Source organism: Epilithonimonas arachidiradicis (assembly GCF_003610695.1).
GTDB classification, from domain to species: Bacteria; Bacteroidota; Bacteroidia; order Flavobacteriales; family Weeksellaceae; genus Epilithonimonas; species Epilithonimonas arachidiradicis.
Genome location: NZ_RAQH01000007.1, coordinates 116,347 through 137,594 on the forward strand (window position 1 = coordinate 116,347; position 21,248 = coordinate 137,594).

Genomic DNA, 21,248 nt, shown 5'->3' on the forward strand with positions numbered 1-21,248 from the left:
AAGTAAGTCACAGATCATTAAAAAGTCTTTATCGTAACCAGTGCCAAAAAGAGACATATACAGTCAAATCCAACCGCTAATCATCAGGTGTAACAGGTAATATCTTCATTTGTACCAGACGGTCAGCAAGTAAGAAATGCAGCCAGATGGTTATAAATCTTCAATGCTTGAAGGCTTGACGTCCTGCTTTCCAGAATGCCGTAAAGCTTGCATTCTAAAAAGACATCGATCACGAATCTCTTAGATACTGAGTCTCAGCAGTCGCTCAGAATTGATTGATCGATTGTTGGACTTAAGGTTGGAAGGCAATCCGGAAAGCTTGAATTCAGGTAGGCTTGCCATAGTTAATCCTTTCAATACAAGATGCGGTTGACAGTGCTGCTTATTACACATAGTAACCAACATCAATAAAGTTTAACAATAAAAACAAAAAGAATGGAAACAGGAAAAAAACCAACCATTATTGCTTTTTCAACTCAAAAGGGAGGCGTAGGTAAAAGCACTTTCACATCACTTGTTGCAAGTATATTGCATTACCGTTTAGGCTATCAGGTTGCAGTCTTTGACTGCGATTTTCCGCAGTACAGTTTAATACAAATGCGGGAAAGGGATTTAAAAACAGTGATGCAGAATCCGATTTTAAAAAGGATGGCGCATCAGCAGTTTACGACCATCGGAAAAAAAGCATATCCCATTTTCCAAAGCAAGGCTGATACAGTACTGGGAGAAATAGAAAATTTTATAAATGGTTCAGAAACAGTACCTGATATCATATTTTTAGACCTACCCGGTACCGTGAACACAGCAGGAATTTTAAGAACCCTTGCCCATGTTCATCATATTTTTTCTCCTATTACGGCAGACCGACTTATCCTTGAAAGCACATTAAGCTTTACGGATGTGCTGACCAATGTACTGATGAAAGAAAAGCAGACTGCAATAAAATCGATTCATCTTTTTTGGAACCAGGTCGATGGCAGGGAAAAGACCCACCTCTACGAAAACTACAGTAAAGTTATTACAGAGTTGGGACTACCATTAATGAAAGCATCTATTGCAGACAGCAAGAGATTCAGGAAAGAAGGAGAGACCGCTGCCAAAACAGTTTTCCGATCAACCTTGTTACCGGCAGACCCGAAGATGACGACGCAATGCCGGCTGGATCAATTCATGGAAGAATTTATAAGAATTATCAAGATTTAAATGATGGAAACCAATAGAAAGAACGGAGAAAAAAACAACATTGATGAGGACTACCTGATGTCCATTATGGCGGGGTCCACCAAGAAAGAATCTGCTAATGCAAAACAAGTAACATCAGACGAAACGCATTTGTCTAAACCAAAAACCAAAGCGAAAAAAACGAATGACATTAAATATGTGGAGCAGTTTCTGACTCATCAAACCATGAATAAACGTGGCGATAAAAGTATATACATCCGTCCCGAATACCACGAGCGACTGTCCCGAATCATTCAGATCGTAGCAGATGATCAGATTCCTTTATATGCGTATTTGGATAACATCCTTGCTCATCATTTTGAAATGTTTGAACAAGAAATCACTGAAGATTTCAACAATAAATACCGTCCCATTTTTTAAAATGCCTACTTATGGAATTAATTATAACAGGTCTTTTAATCATTATTATCCTACTATTATGGGATAAAAGATCTTTGAAAAGTCCTACATCTGAAACAAAAAGTGAAACAAAATCAAATCCCTCAACAATTATTGGAAAAATAAAACAAGAAGAAAGACAAGCATTGCCATCATCTTCTGCTCAACGCCAGTTTGTAACCGCAGAAGTAAGAACAGATAATTTTGATTCAGAAACCAAAGAGCAGGAGATTGACCAGCCTACTGACAAAAAATCATTAGAAGATATTCTGGTCAAAAGTGACGATTGGGAAGAAGAAGAGGAAGATTGGCAATACGAGAATTTTTCTGAGATTGAAAGCGGTTTTGCCACAGGGGTTACCTTTCAGGAGTTGAGTACTGTGGGGCAGCTCTTACAGGAAGAATTCCTGGAGCCTGCCTTAGAGCAACAAGCAGTCAATATTATTCAAAAAATTCAGGAAACCGAGCTTTTCAGTCTATTAGAAAATTCGTTGGAGGGTGCTACAAAACGTATTGCCGATTTATTAAGCCAAAGTATTTCCAATGCAGATATTAAGAGGTCACCCAATCGCAAAAATGAATCAGATGGTTTCGATATTGGGGAGTTTTTATAAATCTCCCCTTATTAAATATCTTTTAGTTATTTATAACATTAATTATCGTTTCATAATTAATTCCTGACAAAACAATTGATGAAATGAGCCTGAACCCTTAGCTATTTACTATAGATGGTTAATAGTGGTATATCTATAAGAATTGAAAAATTCAATCTTCCAACACTTGAATTAGTTTTTATGACGGTTGCTGTCATGTCTTCTTCGTACTTTATAGTTCGTAAATTAGGTATGTAATTGTAATGAAAACCAATTGTGACAGGACTTTTCTGAAAATTATAATAGAGTCCAAGTCCTGGTGAAAGAAAATGTTCAAATTTTAGTCCTGAATAGGAGTTCTCGTCGCCGCTTAATCTTACATTCACCATGGTTCCAAGATCAATAATACTTGCAAAGAGGGTATATCTGTTTTTTGTGAATGAAACACCAATTGGTGCTGCGAGACCAATATTTCCCTTTGTCTTATTACCAAAATCTGAATAAGCTGTTTCAAATCCTCCAGTAAGACCAACATAACCATTAAGTGAAATGTTAACAATACTGTTTCTTTTTATAGAAGCACTTCCGATTGGGAGTGCAAATGAATCAAGTGTAGCAGCGATATCCTCACTGGTTTCAGCAGTTCCAAGCTGGGCTATAAAATTAACGGCACGCATATTCTGTATATTGATATCTTCCGGAAAATAGGGGCCAAGTTCCGTAATAATCACAGGAAGTATATTCACATATTCGTTTTTGATAATTGGTGTATATAATTGAAGTGCTGTTTGGATGAATTCAACATACTTAGGGTCGATGTTATAAGTCGTTCGGATTAACTCATTATTAGAAAAATCACTAAAGGAAGCTATAATTTGGCTTGTGTACTTGATGTAATCATCCGAATCTGCTTTTAGTGATTTTTTTTCTCTAACAAGATTATAGGCAACATTAAATGTATTAAAACAAGAAATCAAATTTTGAATCTTATCAGCATAAGAAACCGTAGAAATACTGTTAAGCTGTGAAATGTTGTAGAATTTCAATTGCTGGTAGATTAATGCATAAAAAAAAGTTGTTGTCAGATCTTTGATAGAATTGGACTTTTTTGCACTGTATTTTAAATGCAGTAGGGGATTAACCCATTTAGTAGCACTTTGTGCAGAATCTCGTAATGCTATAGAAAGCAGATTCACCATAGATACAGTCTTTGTAATCTCATCATTTGTAAATTTTATCTTGTTGATTCGTTCAATAATTTCATCAATGGGATACTCTTGTTTTGAATACGTTGAAATGTAGTAACCCATCATCAGATAATCACCGCCATCTCCAGGTATTTTTTGTCTTATATGATCGGACTTTGCAATATTTTCGGGTGCATTTTTGAGGTCAGATATGATAATTTGTTTTAGAAAAATCAAATCAGAAGAATAGTATGTATTGGCATTTTTTGACGGATAGTATTTTTTAACCTGTTCCAAGGTCTTTGGAAACAAAAGCTGTATGTTCTCAACATCATTGGTTTGTATTCTGTCAAACATATTTTGTAGAACCGTATTAGCCATTTCAGCTTTAAATCTTTCCGCCATAAATGTCACTGTACCGTTAATCATTTTTGACTGCCAAGACAGTCCGGAAAGCTGTGAACTCTCCACATCACTGATCTTTTTAGATTTTTGATTATTTAATGCTATACTACCTGACTTGATTGGGGGGATTACTGCACCAGGTGCAATCGTTTCACTTACCACATATCTAATCAATTTTGTACTGATCTCGTTCTCTTTTAAAAATGGATTATCACTATTTTGATCTATACCATATCGTTGTAAAGTCTCGGAGTAACCCTCCAAGTTTGCTGAGTATGGATGCCTGATAAATTCCGAATAGATTTTCGCAAGTTTCAAGGCATCAAGGTATGTATTCTGAACATTCTGGCCATTTATTCCAAGGTAAAGGAATAAGAAGGAAAAAAATAATTTCTTTCTCATAAGTTGTTGTTTTAATGGTGTTTAATTTTCTTCTAAGTTAAAAAAAATAATATCAATAAGCCAGAAAAAGCCAAAATATTCCATTGTAAACCAGACTGTAAAATTAGATGTGTGTGTTTTTAAACTTTGCAGCATTGATACATAAAAATCCCATTAAAAATTATCTATTATGACAAAGCAAAGAAAAAAAATCCTAACAGTTGTTTTACTTATTTATACAGTAACAACAGTCTTAGCCCAAGGTAATGGCACTGCCGGCATCAATGAGGCAACCCAGATGGTCACCTCCTATTTTGAACCCGCCACCCAATTAATTTACGCTATCGGTGCGGTCGTCGGATTAATAGGTGGCGTTAAGGTTTATAACAAGTTTAGCAGCGGTGACCCTGACACCAGCAAGACCGCTGCCAGCTGGTTCGGGGCGTGTATATTCTTGATTGTTGCCGCGACAATCCTTCGCTCATTCTTCCTTTAAAATGATGAGTATGAATACCTATCATATCAATAAGGGAATAGGCAGGACAGTAGAATTCAAGGGACTTAAAGCACAATACCTTTTCATTTTTTCAGGTGGTTTACTGGGATTACTGATCTGCGTGATGATTATGTATATGGCTGGGGTCAATACCTATCTGTGTTTGATTCTAGGGGGAGCCAGCAGTGGATTGCTGATCTGGCAGACTTTCGCAATGAATGGAAAATATGGTGAACATGGATTGATGAAAAAGAGTGCACGCAAGAAGCACCCTCAGTATATCATCAACCGTAAGAGTATTTACCGCTATCTGAAAACAAACCGTAAAAAATCCACGTTATGAGAAATTCTTCCAAAGCAGCCACTTTGGAAAGTAAATTTCCATTGCTGGCGATTGAAAATGATTGTATCATTTCAAAAGATGCCGATGTTACGGTTTGTTTCAAAGTTAGGCTGCCTGAATTGTTTACCGTTGCTTCCACTGAGTATGAAGCTATGCATTCCGCCTGGTTCAAAGCAATCAAAACACTCCCTGATTTTACCGTTGTCCATAAGCAAGACTGGTTCATCAAGGAAAATTACAATCCAGACTTATCAAGAGAAGGCCAGAGTTTTCTTTCAAAATCTTTTGAGAGACATTTCAATGAGCGGCCTTTTTTAAATCATTACTGCTACTTGTTCATTACAAAAACCAGTAAAGAGAGAATGCGGATGCAGAGCAATTTTTCATCTCTCTGCAAAGGCAAATTGATTCCGAAGGAAATCAAAGATAAAGAAGTTGTGAGTCGTTTTCTCGAAGCTGTCGATCAGCTGGAGCGGATTATGAATGACAGTGGATACATCCATCTGGAAAGAATGACTGAAGATGAAATATCCGGAACTTCTGAACAGTCGGGATTACTGGAACAATATCTCACCTTATCCCGTGACATCAATCCGTCATTGCAGGATATCAAGTTAGGGTCAGAGGAAATGAGAATTGGCAATAACCGTATCAGTATGCATACTTTGTCGGATACGGAGGACTTGCCGGGTACTGTCTCATCGCACAGCCGTTATGAAAAGTTAAGCACAGACCGAAGCGATTGCCTCTTGTCATTTGCGTCTCCTGTGGGGCTTTTGCTAAGCTGTAATCATCTTTACAATCAGTATCTGTTCATTGACAACAGTGATGAGAACCTACGTCAGTTTGAAAAATCTGCAAGGAATATGCATTCACTGGCGAGATACAGCAGGGCAAATCAAATCAATAAAGAATGGATTGAGAAGTATTTGAATGAAGCCCATTCTTTTGGCCTTCAATCTGTCCGTGCTCATTTCAATGTGATGTCTTGGTCTGATAATCCAGCTGAATTGAAGCAGTTAAAGAATGATACCGGTAGTGCTTTAGCCTTAATGGAGTGCAAGCCCCGCCATAACACAACGGATACTGCTACTTTGTATTGGGCAGGAATCCCGGGCAATGCAGGAGATTTTCCAAGTGAAGAAAGTTTCTACACATTCATCGAACCGGCATTGTGTTTTTTCACTGAAGAAACCAACTATCAGGATTCACCATCACCATTTGGGATTAAAATGGCGGATCGTCTGACGGGAAAACCTATTCATCTGGATATTTCAGACTTGCCGATGAAGCAGGGGATCATTACGAACAGAAATAAATTTATCCTTGGACCGTCAGGAAGCGGTAAATCGTTCTTCACCAACCACATGGTTAGACAGTATTATGAGCAGGGCGCTCATGTGCTATTGGTCGATACCGGAAATTCCTATCAGGGATTGTGTGAACTGATTAAAGGAAAGACGAAAGGTGAGGATGGGGTTTATTTTACCTATACCGAAGACAATCCTATTGCTTTCAATCCATTCTATACCGATGACGGTGTCTTTGACATTGAAAAAAGGGAGAGTATCAAAACCTTGATTCTGACACTTTGGAAAAGAGATGACGAACCACCAACCCGTTCAGAGGAAGTAGCATTATCCAACGCCGTCAGCGGATACATTGAAAAAATAAAATCCAATGCCCAGCATCCTTCTTTCAATGGCTTTTATGATTATGTTAAAGAGGATTATCAGAAAGTATTGGAACAAAAGAAAGTCAGAGAAAAGGACTTTGATATTGCCAACTTTCTTAATGTGCTGGAACCTTATTACAGAGGAGGAGAATATGACTATCTGCTCAATTCAGAAAAGCAGCTGGACTTGTTATCCAAGCGTTTCATCGTTTTTGAAATCGATGCTATTAAAGATCATAAGATTCTGTTTCCCATTGTGACCATCATCATTATGGAAGTCTTCATTAATAAGATGCGAAGGCTCAAAGGAATCAGAAAGCTGATCTTGATTGAAGAAGCTTGGAAAGCCATCGCCAAAGAGGGGATGGCAGAGTATATCAAATACCTGTTCAAGACAGTAAGAAAATTCTTCGGGGAAGCCATTGTGGTGACTCAGGAAGTCGATGACATCATCCAGTCACCCATTGTGAAGGAAAGTATTATCAACAATTCCGACTGTAAGATTCTTTTGGATCAGCGAAAATATATGAACAAGTTCGATGACATTCAGGCGATGCTGGGATTGACTGACAAGGAGAAATCTCAGGTATTGTCGATTAATATGAACAACGATCCGAGAAGATTGTATAAAGAAGTCTGGATTGGTTTGGGCGGAACACACTCTGCAGTTTATGCCACCGAAGTTTCTACCGAAGAATATCTGGCTTACACCACTGAAGAAACAGAAAAGATGGAAGTGATGAATCTTGCATCAGAACTTGATGGCAATGTAGAACATGCCATCAAGCGGATTTCTCTAAAGAGAATCAAATCGAACACAAAAGACCATTAAATCATTTAAAATCTTAAAACAATGAAACAATTAATCATCAAAACAATGATGGTAGCATTCTTCGCTACCGTAACATTGGCAAAAGCACAATTCGTAGTGACCGATCCAGCCAACCTGGCATCAGGTATATTAAACTCTGCCAATGAAATTGTGCAGACCTCATCGACGGTATCTAATGTGATAAAGAACTTCAATGAAGTTAAGAAAGTTTATGAACAGGGAAAGGAATATTACGATAAGCTCAAGGCGGTCAACAATCTGGTAAAAGATGCCAGAAAGGTTCAGCAGACCGTTCTTTTGGTAGGCGATGTTTCTGAAATGTATGTCAACAATTTCGGAAAGATGCTGAATGACCCCAACTTCAATGCTCAGGAATTAGCTTCTATTGCCAATGGTTATTCTGCACTTCTGACCGAGAGTACAGAACTCTTGAAAGAACTGAAAGAAATCATCACCTCGAATGGTCTTTCTCTGAATGATAAAGAAAGAATGGATGTTGTTGACCGAGTGTATAAGGAGGTTAAAGCTTATCATAATCTGGTAAGATACTATACCAATAAAAATATTTCGGTAAGCTATCTAAGAGCTAAAAAGCAGAACAACACCCAAAGAGTGCTGAATCTTTACGGAACTTCTAATCAAAAATACTGGTAAGATGGAACCGAACAACTTACACGAAGTCCTGCGTTCCGTCTACGAAGAAATGATGCCGATGTGTGCAGATATGGCGACTGTAGCCAAAGGCGTTGCCGGTTTGGGAGCCCTGTTCTATGTGGCTTTAAAAGTCTGGCAGTCGCTGAGCCGCGCGGAACCGATAGATTTGTTCCCGATGCTCAGACCCTTTGCCATAGGGATCTGTATTATGTTCTTTACCACATTGGTCTTAGGAAGTCTGAATGGAGTGATGAGTCCTATTGTTCAGGGCAGTCATTCCATGCTCGAAAACCAAGTTCTTGATATGAATGATTTGCAGCAGAAAAAAGATCTTTTGGAACGAGAAGCCATGCTTAGAAATCCTGAGATGGCGTATTTGATTTCAAACGAAGAATTTGACAAAAAGCTGGAAGAGCTCGGATGGTCGCCGTCGGATCTGGTAACGATGTCAGGAATGTATATTGAGAGAGAAATGTTTGCGATTAAGAAAGATATCAGAGATGGTTTCCGTGAATTTCTTGAAATCCTCTTTCAATCGGCTGCATTGGTTATCGATACCATCAGAACTTTCTTTCTGATTGTACTTTCCATTTTAGGACCGATTGCCTTTGCGATATCGGTATGGGACGGTTTTCAGACTACTTTGAGCCAATGGCTGACAAGATACATCAGTGTTTATCTATGGCTTCCGGTTGCAGATATATTCAGCGCCATTCTTGCCAAGATACAAACTCTGATTTTAGAACGGGATATCGAGATGCTCGCTGATCCGACTTTTATTCCTGATACTTCCAATACAGTTTACATCATCTATATGGTGATTGGCATCATCGGCTATTTTACGGTACCGACCGTGACAGGGTGGATCATTCAGGCAGGTGGTGCGGGGAATTTCATGCGCAATGTGAACCAGACTGCTACTAAGTCGGGCAATGTCGCAGGAGCGGCATTAGGTTCAACAACAGGAAATATTTCGGGAAGATTACTAAAATAAAAAATACAGTTCTATGGAATTTAAAACTTTAAGAAATATTGAGAGCAGCTTTAAACAGATCCGACTGTTTACGTTTGTTTTTGCTGTACTGTGTTTTGGGGTCGTTGGGGTCGTCGTATTCAAATCCTATCAGTTCGCTGAAGAACAGCGCCAGAAAATATATGTCTTGGATAATGGCAAATCTTTAATGGTGGCGCTATCGCAGGATATGTCAATCAACAGACCCGTAGAAGCAAGAGAGCACGTCAGAAGATTTCACGAATTGTTTTTCACGATAGCCCCTGATAAGAATGCGATTGAAAGCAATGTAAAGAGAGCCTTTAATCTCGCAGACCAATCTGCATTTAATTACTACAAGGATCTTCATGAGAAAGACTATTACAACAGAATCATCTCCGGTAATATTCAGCAAAGGATTGAGATCGATAGTGTCGTTGCAAATTTCAACAGCTATCCCTATGGCGTGAAGACTTATGCCAGACAATTTATTATCCGGTCCAGTAATTTGACCATCAGGAATTTAGTGACAGACTGCTCCTTGGTTAATTCAGTAAGGTCTGACAGTAATCCGCAGGGATTTACGATTGAAAAATTCAATGTCATTGAAAATAGAGATATCGAAACTGTTGAACGCTAAAATGATCACAATGAAAAAGCTAAGAGATAAAATCGAAAATTTTGTTTTGAAGACAGAAGACCGTTGGAAAGTTTTTCCGATAGATAGACAGCGATTGTTGACGAAGGTTTTCTTTGGGGGATATTGTTTGCTGACTGTCATCGTCCTGATCCATATTATTGTTTCAACGGGGCAAAAAAGCAACACCATATCTATCGATCACATTGACGCCATTACTAAGAAACCGGTAGAAAAAGATGCAGGACAGATTGATACAACAGAAATACCCATTAAAGAATAGCATATGAAAGATTCAGAGAAAATTAAATTGACAGAAAATGATGTCCCTCAAAATTCTAATGATGTGAGTGATAATTCTAAGGTTCAATGGGAGAAAATGAAAAAACCGATTATATACTTCTTGATGACAGCAGTTTGTTTAGGTTGCTTTTATCTGATCTTTAAACCAAAATCCGATAATAAAATTGTTGAAGAAGCGGGATTTAATGCTGCTATTCCACAGGCGAAGGACGGTCAGCTGCAATCAGATAAACAAAAGGCTTATGAGCAGCAGCTGTTGGAGCAAAAGAATGAAGAGAAAAGGAATGCAATGACCACTTTGTCCGACTATTGGAATGATCATAACAGATTAAATAACGAAAATAGTCAATCACTTTCTACCCATAGTAAAAATGATCTTCAACAATCAGATCAGAATGCGGTCAACAGTTATCGTAATGCACAGCAGACCTTGAGTTCATTTTATAGTCGGGATGATCAGGAAGTCCATAATCTTAGGAAAGAAATTTCAAGATTAAAGAATGAAGCGAAGCAGAATAACGCTGCTCCGGCAGTTCTTGGAATGAACGACCAGTTAGAGCTGATGGAAAAATCATATCAGATGGCAGCTAAATACCTTCCAACGAATGCGAAGCAGGAAGAGCCAGCACCAAAAGAAGAGGATGAAAAGTCAATTGAAAAGAAGATTAAGCTGACACCCGCAAAACCAGCATTTAACAGAATTGTTTCGACATTATACAGAGAGTCCTCTGACAGTGCATTTATTGCAGGTTTGAATCAGAACAGATTTTATGAGACACAAAATAATTCAAAGAATTCAGCCTCATCTAAAAATGCGATACGGGCTACGGTCTATGAAACAAAGACTTTAGTTAATGAAAAAACATTATCCATAAGGCTTGCTGAGGGAATGCAACTGGGGCGTGCTGAAATTCCCGCTGGAAGCGTATTGATTGCTGCAGGGAAATTTCAGGGTGGAAGACTTCAGCTAAAAATTTCTTCCATTCAATACCAAGGGAATGTCTATCCTGTAGAAATCAATGTCCACGACAATGACGGACAGCCAGGGTTGTATATTCCTTATTCACCAGAACAAACAGCCGTAAGTGATATTGTCGCTAATATGAGTCAGACTTCAGGTACCAATATTATGATGACCCAGTCAGCAGGACAACAGATTGCCGCTGATCTGAGCAGGGGAGTTGTGCAGGGTTTGTCCGGCTATTTCCAAAAGAGGATAAGACAATCAAAGGTCATCGTAAAAGCAGGCCATCAGGTTTTGCTTGTACCCAAAGATAATTAATCAAAAAAATTAAAAAATGAATACACAAAAGAGCCATTATATTCTCATCATATTATTTCTGCTGTTTTTCAGCAAAGCACTTGGTCAGGATTCGGCAATGATCAATGTTTCTCTCGAAGAGGCAAGATTGGAACCTTACAGAATGCAGGTGACGTACAGTAAAACGAGCCACGTGATTTTTCCATCTCCTATTCGCTATGTTGATTTGGGAAGTGAATTGTTGGTTGCGAATAAGGCAGAACCTATCGGCAACGTTCTGAGGATAAAATCTGCAGTCAGAGATTTTGAAGAAGAAACCAATTTTTCGGTGATTACGGAAGATGGTAAGTTTTACAGTTTTGATGTCTTTTACAGCTCTTATCCTGATGTTCTCAGCTATGATCTGTTAAAGATGCAGAGAAGCAATGAACGTCAATACTCAACCGATGTACTTTTTGAAGATCTAAAAGGAAGTTCTTCATCTCTGACAGAATTGATTATGGAAAATCTTTACAAAAAAAGTCGCAAAACCGTAAAGTATATAGCCTCGAAAAGCTTTGGTATTCAGTTTTCAGTCAGAGCATTACACATCAATGACAGTAAATTCTATTTTACCATTGAAATTGATAACAGTAGTAATGTCGCTTATGATATTGAAATGGTCAACTTCAAAATTGTAGATAAAAAGAACTTAAAAAGAACAGTTGTTCAGGATAAGCTGTTAGAGCCGATTAGATTTTATTTTCCGGTGATGACCGCAATGCACCATTCTAAGATAAAGGGTGTTTACTTATTGGAGCAATTTACACTACTAAAAGATCAGGTCTTAGAAATTGAGATTCTGGAAAAGAATGGTGGACGACATCAAAAAGTTCAGCTTGAGAATACCGAGCTAATCAATGCGAAACTTATCAATAGCTTAAATTTCAAAACCAACTAAGATGAACAGATTATTGATAATAATGCTTTTCATTTTAACAATGAATGTACAATCATTTGCACAGCAGATGATTCCAAAGCAAAAGGGATTTGAAATATCCTACTCAGTATATCCTCATTCTCCTGAAAAGCAGAATTATGTATTAGCAGCTGGTCTTATTTCTTATGGTAAGAACGGTAAATATGTTTTTGGAAGGGCTGAATACAGCAGGAAATATTATAAGTACAGAAATTACGAAATACCGATTGATATCTATCTACTGAATGCTGGTTACAGTTTCTATTTGGTAGGTGATTCAATGCGAAATGTAAATTTGAATTTTGGACTCGGTGCTCTTGCTGGCTATGAAGTGGTTAACAGAAATAAACCACTAATTTACGACGGTTCCTTATTGAACACTACAGAAAGCTTTGTATATGGAGTTTCAGGTAAGTTATCTTTAGAAAGTTATCTGACTGAACACATGGTCTTTATTGTAGATGGTCAATTGCGGTTTTTGCAGAACAGCCAGCTTGGAATTTTACATTCTTTGATTGGATTAGGACTACGGTATAATTTTTAAAATATCTAATATGACAAATGCAACTAATTATAAAATACTAAATCTTTTAAAGTATCCACTTATCCTGGTTTTAATGGGTATAGTTTTTAATTCATGTCAGAATGATGATTTGGACATAAAGCAAAACTTTCCGTTCGATGTTAAGATGATGCCTATTCCCAGTAAGATCAAAGAAGGAGAAACAGTAGAAATAAGAATGTCTTTGAAAACATCTGCTAACTTTAGTGAAACTAAATACAGCATACGATATTTTCAATACGAAGGAAGCGGCAAACTTCAACATCATTATGATGTACCATATCTTCCAAATGATGAATATCTATTACCGCATAAACAATTCAGGCTGTATTATACTTCTGAATCACAAGAATCTCACCAATTCAGTATTTGGATCAAAGATAGTTTTGGTAATGAGAAGCAATTAGATTTTGAGTTTGGTAATGCTTCATAATAAAAATTGATGTGATGTTGATGGCTTGGTTTTAAACCAAGCCGTTTTTGGTATAGTTCTTAATTATCATTTACTAAACTAAACACAATTGCTATTTACCACACCGAATTTAAGCCTCAGGGACAAACAGGATTAAGACCATACAAAACATCTAATTTCTGACTAAAACGGATTGCTGAAGACAGCTTGTTTGAACTCCCTAGAAATGCACAATTTACATATATATTTCTAAGCTACAACAATGAGGGCTTTATTAAGCATTCAAGGATTGCAGAGATGATGTCAAGTATAGGAGAATATGCCTGTTCGTCTGTAAAATATCCTAAGTTCAAGAGTTGCAAAACGAATTCAAAGCAATACACAGAAGAGTATTTACATTGTTTAATTAAAGGTTAAAACCTGTTAAACCGCAACTTTTTCGAAATGAAAAGATCGTGCGATGGAACTCGAAAGTGTTGCTCCAAAAAAAATAAAAAAGATATTTTCAACCATAGAGCGAAATGATCTTTTTTTCGTCATTTTGATATGACACGTCAACTTTTCTACAACTTTTTTGAAATCGTCGCTGAAGTGATGGCAATTCAAATAGGTTGTGACATTATATGCAAAAAGACAATTCCGACTTAAGTCGGAATTGTCTTTTTGCCACATTTTTTTCAGTCAACTTTTAGCGGGTACATATTTAAATTGCTTTTAAGCACTATTTGATTTATATGGTTGACAAAATTAGTGTTCATTGTAATTGTTTTTTAAGATTGATTTTTTAGAATTACCGTTATAATTAACCTTGTAGCCATTGGATTGAATAATGGTCTCAAGTAAATTTCTTGCTTTCGTTAAATCTTCATCATCTATTTTTGTCATATTTAAAAGATGAAGATTTTCGAATTCTTTGATAATACGACCGATGATAGCTAATGCTTTGTATTCAGTCTTTTGAGATAGAACGCTCATTTTGTTTCTTTTTTAAGATGAGTAATTTTTCATAGATGTCAGTCCAGTAAGCTTTCTGTCTTTTATCAAATTCTGCAAAGCTTTTATCTTGATGAGAGTAGCCTTTGAAAGTTTCCGCTTGTTTAATCGCTTTTTCTAAATCGGTTATTTCAATACCTTTTCCGTGTAAGTCCTTAATTTTCATGATAGTGATTTTTAGAAGCAACCACCACACAGGCGGTTGCCTCTGAGATTAATTAAGATTAAAAACGTCTTTGCCCTCTTTTGCGAATCCTGTACATAATTCAAATGCTTTTTGCGATTTGATTTGTGCAGTTCCACCCATAACAATAGATTGTAGTTTGGCTTCATCATCTTTGTAGGTCTTTACATTTTGGTAAAAACCATTAACAGCGTTATAAGCACCGAACAAAGTCCCTTTGGTCGTTTCCATCTGCTGTGTATCGCTCATCATAGCATAGGCAAAAGCATCATCAACGGTATTTTTAAAGACAGTTGACAGTTCGTCAAAGTTTCCCTTTTGAAGATGATTTAAAGTTTCTTTGTTTGGGCAGAGCGCCAATTGAATTAACTTTTTCATTTCAGCGTCTCCGATGGTTATTTTTGACCAATAATTAAAAGTATTTTCCAATTCATTGCTCAATTTGTTCGCTAATCCCATTACCTTATGAGCATCTTCCAACCGTTGTTTTGCTCCTGCGGTATGTCTGATACGTACAACATTGCTCATGTTTTTGAGAGATGCGTTTAAAGTATTTTGGCAAACGATACGGATGGGTGTAAATGCGGCGGTAATGCTTCCGCTTCCATCATGTGAGGTTGTTAAGAAAATATATTTTTCTGTAATATCATCACCGTTTCCAACACGGATATAATCGGGAAGTTTGGCTGTAATAAAAATTCTTTCGCCATTTCCTAAAGCTCCTGCAGTCTCGTATAAAATACCGTTCCCACCGCCTACAATTGAATCAAAAAAAGAAAAGGCTTCACGATTTTGAACAATATGATAATCTTTTCCAACTACACCTAACACCATATTATTATCAGTTCGGATGTTGGCAAAATAGTTAGGAACTTCCAATTCCGAATCAATCATTTTAATTCCGTTGTCATTTTCTAAAATTCCTGAGCCTTTGGTAAATAGAGGAGATTTCTCTACATCATAGTCAAGTCCTGCAAACTTAATTGCTTCCTCACTCGTTGGGTGTTCATGCACAAGCTGTCCTAAGTTGTGCCATGCTTTTTCTTTAACAGTAAAAAATGAGTATTTCCCTGTTCTGTTGTTGAAATTTAATTGATGTGCCATGATAATAATTTTAAATGTTAATATTTTGATTGATTTTAGAATGGTAAATCATCGTCTTTGTCGTTTTCTGCTGATTTTGATTTTGCATTTTCTCCTTTAGTCTTAGGTATTGTACTATTACTATCCTTTTTACTACTGCTGTGGAGTTTAATCTGTGATGTAAGGAAATTCAGTCCTGCGTGTGCCTCTCCGTCTTTTCCTATCCATGCAGAACTATAGGCTCTACCGTTTAATTCAACTAAAGCTCCCTTAGTAAGAATTTCAGCCACTTTCGGAGAAATCCAATAAGAACATTCGAAATAGGTAGTTTGTTCGATTCTTTCGCCTTGTTTATTGCGATAATTGTCATTGGTAGCAATTGAGAAATTGACTACTTGTTTTTCATTAGATAGGATGCGCACTTCCGCATCTCTTGTCAGTCTTTCGATAATGTTCATAACTGTTTGTTTTTAAGATCGTACATTTTGATATGTTTTCAATCTCTTCTCCGTCCTTTCTTACAACCCTGTCGGGCTTCGCTAAATATTTTTCAAAAGAAAAACCGGAAAAAAGAAAGCAGATATGAAGTGTTGACAAGGAGAAAAGGCCAAAAGGAAACGGAATAATTGGAGGGCACCTTTAGGGAGGAAACCGTTTATGCCGTAGTCTTTTGGTGGAATTAGCTGACGGCTGGCAACAATACCTTAGTTGCCTTTTTACCGGTTTGTTATGGAAAATTTCCATATCCTATGATATTAAGTAGAATATCCACAAATAATTATTTGGTACAGACTCGAAATGCCAAAGTATTCTGTTTCTTACCCATTATCAGACAGCAATGGATTAAAATATACTTTTAACAAACGTTATTGAACAACATAAATGAAATATGATGTTGGTTAAAATAGACGTCTGTATAATAAAGAAAATGTGTAAATTATGGAAGTGAACTTGATCACAAAAGAAGACCTTCAGAAATTCAAAAACGAATTGCTGGAAGACCTACAAAACCTGTTTCAAATCAAGATTTCCCATCAGAAATTATGGCTCCGCTCTTCAGAGGTCAAAGAACTTTTAAAAATCTCCTCCGGAACATTACAAAAACTTCGTATCAATGGAAATTTATCTTATACCCGTGTTGGAGGAACTTTATACTACAATTACAAAGACATTGAAAAAATGCTAAATGGCAAAGGATAATTATTAGTTCCAAAAACGACCAAAAATGAATTATATAAAACATCTCACAGGTTTCTATGAAAAGGTGACTCAAGACAATACACTAAATCCTACACACATCAGCCTTTACTTAGCCTTGTTCCAGTTCTGGAATTTCAATCGGTTCCGAAATCCGGTCAGTATTTCCCGCGATGAGGTGATGCGGCTTAGTAAAATCCGTTCAAAAGCCACCTATCATAAATGCCTGAAGAATTTACACTCTTCAGGCTATATTGATTATCAGCCGTCGTATAATCCATTTCAAGGAAGCCAGGTAGTGATGGTGGAGTTTGGTGGGGAGTTGAAGGCTATCGGAAAGAGAAATAAAAAATAAATTTATTAGCTTTTCTTGATAGCAAATCAGAATCATATTGGGATATATACTGATTAACAAAATTGGTTACTTATACTTAACATCATCTCATTTAACCATCATAAATTTGTAATAACAGATGACTATTACTTAATAGTCTTTTTATAATTATTAAACTAAAATAAGAAATTATCATGAAAGATTTACAAATTGAATTTGGGCAAGTACCAATGGGAACCATTATACCTTTTGCACTTCCAATAAAATCACTTCCGGCGAATTGGCTCCTTTGTGATGGCTCGGAAATTTCTGCTAACTACCAATCCTTAATAACATTATTAGGCAGCACCAAAACACCCAATCTCTGTGGAAGAACGTTAATAGGTACAGGAATTCCTTCAAATGATCAACAAAGTGATGGTACAAAACCAAATTTTGATGCTTCAAACAATTGGCCATTAGCATATACAGGAGGAGAATACAAGCACCAATTGACGGTTGACGAGCTCGCTAAGCATAGTCATAAAATAAACGGGGGCAATTTTGGAATTCATTCACGGAGTTTTAAAGGGGAGGATGATAATGATCAACCTTTCGAAACTAATCCATCAACCAATATTGCCGGAACCGATGTACAAGGTAATGACCAAGCACACAATAATATGCAACCATATTATGCTGTAAATTTTATAATTTTTGCTGGTAACTAAAATATCTTGTTATGTTTAAAAAAAACGATCCAAAAACTTTTACAAAATATTGTAAATTATTAGACGGTTCCGACGAACAAAACAATACAATAGGAACTTTTTATGCAGAATACCAGGTTAATGCATATGACGATGTACAGGTTAACAACACACAATCAGTTACGAAAAGTAAGACAAGGAAATTTATTGTTCAGGTCTCTCAAAGAATTACTATTTACAATAAATCAGGTATGGATGTTAGTCCAGATACCAATTTAACAAGTTACGAACTTTATCCCGCCTTGTTAAATAGCATTATATCCATAAATAATACGACATCAGGGATAAATTATGAATTGCTTGATTATTCGCCACAAACTGTTAATACGAAGATTCAATCCTCAGGAACATCTGGTAATACTTCGGGTCAAACTTCAGGAACAAGTAAAAGTGATACTGTAGGGTCTTCAACATCACAGACTAATTCATATGGTACGTCTGTTACAGCAGGATTTCAAGGGGATATGGGTATGGGTAGCGTTACTTCTAGCTTTGAGCATTCAGAAACAAGTAGCCAAGAACGATCGCATACGAATGGATATGAATCTTCTAGAAGTAATAGTAACGAAAACTCTTCGTCAACTTCGATGAGTATGAAAGATTGGGGAGCTTATTCTTTAGTAAATCCCTTAACTAAAAATCCATCTTGGACTTTTGGACAAGAATATCCCTGGGATGTGATTGAGTGCAGAAAAACTAATGGTAAAACTTATCCTAATCCTGACCCAAAATATGCATACTTAACAGAGATTGTAATTCCATCATCTATGTCAGCAAGATTATATGATGGCGTTTCTCTATATCCACCAAGCCAGTTGGCAATGTTTGGTATAAATTTTATGATGAAATCGGTATGGTTGGTTACATTAGATGATAATTCAGATGATGAATTGGAATTAAATCATGATATTTTATTCTTCCGTGGTGCCCATTGTTTAAATGATAACATTACAGTATCTGCTTACCTTGAGAAAAATCCAACTATGTTACAAACGGTGCCTCCTAATGCTCTAATAACCAAAATTGACTTACCAATAATGGGATTAGATGTTTTAGGAAACCCTGTTAAAAGTGGGATAATAGGATTTGTGCCAAATAAATTTACTGTTAACCCAGTACCTGGAACTGATGTTGCTCCACCAATACCTTTCAAAATAATTTCTGGGTCCAATAATTTACTTATTAAAGATACTACAACATACCCGTTAAATTGTGGTTTAGGCGGTTTTTCCGTTTCAGAGACGGCATTAAGTACAGTGTTTTCAGTTAATTGTACTTCTCTTACTATGAGTTTGTTTTTCAAAATAACAGATAATGTAAATGACTACACTTTATATATCAAACATTGGAAAACAGGATCCATTGGAATTATGTTAACATTTATAATAAATGGACAGGAAGACAATAAGATTACAAAATATGTTGATGCACAAGAAGCAGAAGGCGGAGAAAACAATCTTTTATCAATAGCACTGAGAAATCAAAATTTTTCATCTGTTGATTATCACGACTATCTGCAACTAGGTTTGAATTTAATAGATATAAAAATTGAACTTATTGGATCTGATTATATTGCTGGGAACGGATATGCAATCAGAGCGGTATCAATAGAAAAGAGTTAAAGTATGCCTCCAAAAATAGTGAAAACTTCGGGAGGAAAGCCTTCGACTGCTTTAGCATCTAAAAAAGCTAAAAAAAAATCGACGAAGCTGATTGCAAATAAAAAACCATCAATACATCAGCTTATTATAAAAATAAAAAATTCGTTGGCAGTTTTAACAAAATCAACTTTTGAAAGACCTTCATTTAGCACAGCGAAAGAAAAGGCGGCAAGACTAGAGGCCGGATTGGCTACTGCTGATGATTGGATGAAGGCCAACCTAAGTATTAAAGATTTAGCAGCTCCACATAGAGCACCCTATTCTAAAATTAGAGATCTAATTTTAAATGGCAGCAGTGGTGATGTTGATAAACTTTGTTCAAGCCTAGTCAGGGCAAGTGTACATTGTGAAAATGCGTTTAAAACTATTAAAGATCCAACCGTGAGAGATAAATATATCGAACTGGCTGGTTTATATAGTAGTACAAGGAAGGAAGTAGAGGATGCACATAAACAATACAAGGAAGCAAGCCTTAATTCAATAAAAAAGGCCATATCGAAATTACAACTAATAAAAGCACTTAATAACTTAGCAAGCAATGCTCCAGGTCTGGGGCCACATTCAACTACAAACGCTATTGTTTCAGACAGATTGCATTTGCATCCTACAGATTTAACTGCCGAACCTATGACCCCAAGAAGTCGAGGTGCTGCCCTAGCATTTCCGTCAGAACCAATTGCAACAACGCTTTCATTAAAGCCAGATCGACAAGTTGTATCGGTTACGGGGGCTGAACATAGCTTGGCTGCTATTGGCACTCATACTTTTGAAGACGTTAAGGTTGGTACTAATATTTTTAGAGGAGCCTTATTTGTGGATATGAGTGGTAGGGTCTTTAAACCAAAAAATCCGTATAGTGCACCTAGTGGTAATTTCAGTAATGATTGGGAACAAGTTATATAACTAATAATATTTTTAAAATTTATCCCACATTATCTGTTCAAAATTAGTAATCTTTTACTTGCAAATCCGAACGAAACTTTCTACTTTTACTAAGTAAATTTTTATAATGGATTTTACTACTTATTGCAAATGCCTTATATAAGGCCTATTACAAGATGGTACAGCGAAACGCTTATCAATAAAAAGGACGAGAAGAAGTTACAAAAACCCTCACTATCTTCCTATCAAAATCAGTTTATTTAGATGTTTAATTTTTATACTTGTTTAACCAACTATTTGACTAATAACTTAATATTGACACACCATTCAATAGTGTACCAATAGTAGTAAATGTTTGCTTAGCAACATGAAAAATTCCATCTTCATGATTCTGCATATTTTACTAGTATAGCCTCATAGCTTTTTGCATTACTTAATTTTCTATTTACTGGAGACTAAATATTACTACAGATATTTGAAAATATCAATGAGATTTTAAAGCAAGACTATTGCTTATTAAGTTCTCTAATATTTCACCTGAATTCTTTTTTGGTCAGGGCCGTTTCACAGTTTGGTCTTGCTAAGTAACTTATAAAAGAATCTTTGTTGATCCAGCTTTTCACCATACATTCAAGTTGTTTCTAAAATAAATCAGAGCCAACTTAATTCAATTATAGCCGAGACAGCATGTTTAGAAGAAAAATCTAAAAATCAAAGTAACAGAAAATCCTAACTCTGGACTGCCCCTAAAAAGTGTCTAAACTTTTGGGTGCAGTCTACTCTAGTCAGGATTTTTTTACTTTACGGAAAACCGTAATGATATAATATAAAACCTCTTTAAATTTACTTTACTAA

The 21,248-nt window shown here is 36.4% G+C and carries 24 protein-coding genes; 19 read left to right on the forward strand and 5 right to left on the reverse strand.

Annotated elements, in window-relative coordinates:
• Nucleotides 1–435 precede the first annotated feature (435 nt).
• The 3 genes from BXY58_RS11990 to BXY58_RS12000 are packed head-to-tail and all read left to right on the forward strand — an operon-like array spanning nucleotide 436 to nucleotide 2,234.
• Nucleotides 436–1,203 carry a ParA family protein gene (locus BXY58_RS11990; protein WP_120214099.1) on the forward strand — a complete coding sequence of 256 codons (768 nt, stop codon included), beginning with the start codon at nucleotides 436–438 and terminating at the stop codon, nucleotides 1,201–1,203.
• 3 nt (nucleotides 1,204–1,206) lie between these two features.
• Nucleotides 1,207–1,602 carry a DUF3408 domain-containing protein gene (locus BXY58_RS11995; RefSeq protein ID WP_120214190.1) on the forward strand — a complete coding sequence of 132 codons (396 nt, stop codon included), beginning with the start codon at nucleotides 1,207–1,209 and terminating at the stop codon, nucleotides 1,600–1,602.
• Between the two features lie 11 nt (nucleotides 1,603–1,613).
• Entirely contained in the window at nucleotides 1,614–2,234 is a 621-nt protein-coding gene (locus BXY58_RS12000; protein WP_120214100.1) for a hypothetical protein, read from the forward strand.
• 101 nt (nucleotides 2,235–2,335) lie between these two features.
• Here BXY58_RS12000 and BXY58_RS12005 read toward each other — a convergent pair whose 3' ends face one another.
• Entirely contained in the window at nucleotides 2,336–4,207 is a 1,872-nt protein-coding gene (locus BXY58_RS12005; RefSeq protein WP_120214101.1) for a hypothetical protein, read from the reverse strand.
• A gap of 169 nt (nucleotides 4,208–4,376) precedes the next feature.
• Here BXY58_RS12005 and BXY58_RS12010 point away from each other — a divergent pair, with 169 nt between their 5' ends.
• From BXY58_RS12010 to BXY58_RS12060, 11 genes are all read left to right on the forward strand, one after another.
• On the forward strand, nucleotides 4,377–4,682 hold the full coding sequence (locus tag BXY58_RS12010; RefSeq protein WP_120214102.1) for a DUF4134 domain-containing protein: 306 nt from the start codon (nucleotides 4,377–4,379) through the stop codon (nucleotides 4,680–4,682).
• Nucleotides 4,683–4,692: 10 nt separating this feature from the next.
• Nucleotides 4,693–5,025: a DUF4133 domain-containing protein gene (locus tag BXY58_RS12015; RefSeq protein ID WP_120214191.1), complete on the forward strand. Its 333-nt coding sequence runs from the start codon at nucleotides 4,693–4,695 to the stop codon at nucleotides 5,023–5,025.
• Entirely contained in the window at nucleotides 5,022–7,532 is a 2,511-nt protein-coding gene (locus tag BXY58_RS12020) for a TraG family conjugative transposon ATPase (protein WP_120214103.1), read from the forward strand. The genes BXY58_RS12015 and BXY58_RS12020 overlap by 4 nt, the downstream gene beginning before the upstream one ends.
• A gap of 21 nt (nucleotides 7,533–7,553) precedes the next feature.
• A complete protein-coding gene (locus tag BXY58_RS12025) occupies nucleotides 7,554–8,186 on the forward strand; it encodes a DUF4141 domain-containing protein (RefSeq protein ID WP_120214104.1) in 633 nt (210 codons plus the stop codon).
• Between the two features lies 1 nt (nucleotide 8,187).
• Nucleotides 8,188–9,180, forward strand: coding sequence for a conjugative transposon protein TraJ (gene traJ, locus BXY58_RS12030; protein ID WP_120214105.1), 993 nt, complete (start codon nucleotides 8,188–8,190; stop codon nucleotides 9,178–9,180).
• A 13-nt stretch (nucleotides 9,181–9,193) separates the two neighbouring features.
• The gene (gene traK / locus BXY58_RS12035) at nucleotides 9,194–9,817 is read left to right on the forward strand and encodes a conjugative transposon protein TraK (RefSeq protein WP_120214106.1); all 624 of its coding nucleotides are present in this window, start codon (nucleotides 9,194–9,196) and stop codon (nucleotides 9,815–9,817) included.
• Nucleotides 9,818–9,827: 10 nt separating this feature from the next.
• Complete coding sequence (locus tag BXY58_RS12040) at nucleotides 9,828–10,097, forward strand: hypothetical protein (RefSeq protein ID WP_229728443.1); 270 nt, start codon at nucleotides 9,828–9,830, stop codon at nucleotides 10,095–10,097.
• A gap of 3 nt (nucleotides 10,098–10,100) precedes the next feature.
• Nucleotides 10,101–11,399, forward strand: coding sequence for a conjugative transposon protein TraM (gene traM / locus BXY58_RS12045; protein WP_120214107.1), 1,299 nt, complete (start codon nucleotides 10,101–10,103; stop codon nucleotides 11,397–11,399).
• A gap of 16 nt (nucleotides 11,400–11,415) precedes the next feature.
• Nucleotides 11,416–12,318 (forward strand): conjugative transposon protein TraN, encoded by a 903-nt coding sequence (traN, locus tag BXY58_RS12050; RefSeq protein WP_120214108.1) that lies wholly within the window; start codon nucleotides 11,416–11,418, stop codon nucleotides 12,316–12,318.
• A 1-nt stretch (nucleotide 12,319) separates the two neighbouring features.
• Entirely contained in the window at nucleotides 12,320–12,880 is a 561-nt protein-coding gene (locus BXY58_RS12055; RefSeq protein WP_120214109.1) for a conjugal transfer protein TraO, read from the forward strand.
• A 73-nt stretch (nucleotides 12,881–12,953) separates the two neighbouring features.
• Complete coding sequence (locus BXY58_RS12060; RefSeq protein WP_229728448.1) at nucleotides 12,954–13,331, forward strand: DUF3872 domain-containing protein; 378 nt, start codon at nucleotides 12,954–12,956, stop codon at nucleotides 13,329–13,331.
• Nucleotides 13,332–14,057: 726 nt separating this feature from the next.
• Here the strand turns inward: BXY58_RS12060 and BXY58_RS12070 are convergent.
• Genes BXY58_RS12070 through BXY58_RS12085 form a run of 4 tightly spaced genes read right to left on the reverse strand, consistent with a single transcriptional unit; the run spans nucleotide 14,058 to nucleotide 16,028 of the window.
• Nucleotides 14,058–14,285 (reverse strand): hypothetical protein, encoded by a 228-nt coding sequence (locus tag BXY58_RS12070; protein ID WP_120214112.1) that lies wholly within the window; start codon nucleotides 14,283–14,285, stop codon nucleotides 14,058–14,060.
• Nucleotides 14,260–14,469 carry a hypothetical protein gene (locus tag BXY58_RS12075; RefSeq protein ID WP_120214113.1) on the reverse strand — a complete coding sequence of 70 codons (210 nt, stop codon included), beginning with the start codon at nucleotides 14,467–14,469 and terminating at the stop codon, nucleotides 14,260–14,262. The genes BXY58_RS12070 and BXY58_RS12075 overlap by 26 nt, the downstream gene beginning before the upstream one ends.
• A gap of 48 nt (nucleotides 14,470–14,517) precedes the next feature.
• Nucleotides 14,518–15,591 (reverse strand): DUF932 domain-containing protein, encoded by a 1,074-nt coding sequence (locus BXY58_RS12080; protein ID WP_120214114.1) that lies wholly within the window; start codon nucleotides 15,589–15,591, stop codon nucleotides 14,518–14,520.
• A gap of 35 nt (nucleotides 15,592–15,626) precedes the next feature.
• Entirely contained in the window at nucleotides 15,627–16,028 is a 402-nt protein-coding gene (locus BXY58_RS12085) for a single-stranded DNA-binding protein (RefSeq protein WP_120214115.1), read from the reverse strand.
• Between the two features lie 481 nt (nucleotides 16,029–16,509).
• On the opposite strand from BXY58_RS12085, the gene BXY58_RS12090 reads away from it, so the two are divergent.
• The 5 genes from BXY58_RS12090 (at nucleotide 16,510) to BXY58_RS12110 (ending at nucleotide 20,414) form a co-directional block, all read left to right on the forward strand.
• Nucleotides 16,510–16,770, forward strand: a complete 261-nt coding sequence (locus tag BXY58_RS12090) for a helix-turn-helix domain-containing protein (protein WP_120214116.1) — start codon at nucleotides 16,510–16,512, stop codon at nucleotides 16,768–16,770.
• A 25-nt stretch (nucleotides 16,771–16,795) separates the two neighbouring features.
• Nucleotides 16,796–17,122, forward strand: a complete 327-nt coding sequence (locus tag BXY58_RS12095) for a hypothetical protein (RefSeq protein ID WP_221408302.1) — start codon at nucleotides 16,796–16,798, stop codon at nucleotides 17,120–17,122.
• Between the two features lie 173 nt (nucleotides 17,123–17,295).
• The gene (locus BXY58_RS12100; RefSeq protein WP_120214117.1) at nucleotides 17,296–17,811 is read left to right on the forward strand and encodes a phage tail protein; all 516 of its coding nucleotides are present in this window, start codon (nucleotides 17,296–17,298) and stop codon (nucleotides 17,809–17,811) included.
• Nucleotides 17,812–17,822: 11 nt separating this feature from the next.
• Nucleotides 17,823–19,472 (forward strand): hypothetical protein, encoded by a 1,650-nt coding sequence (locus BXY58_RS12105; protein WP_120214118.1) that lies wholly within the window; start codon nucleotides 17,823–17,825, stop codon nucleotides 19,470–19,472.
• A gap of 3 nt (nucleotides 19,473–19,475) precedes the next feature.
• Entirely contained in the window at nucleotides 19,476–20,414 is a 939-nt protein-coding gene (locus BXY58_RS12110) for a hypothetical protein (RefSeq protein ID WP_120214119.1), read from the forward strand.
• Nucleotides 20,415–21,248 lie beyond the last annotated feature (834 nt).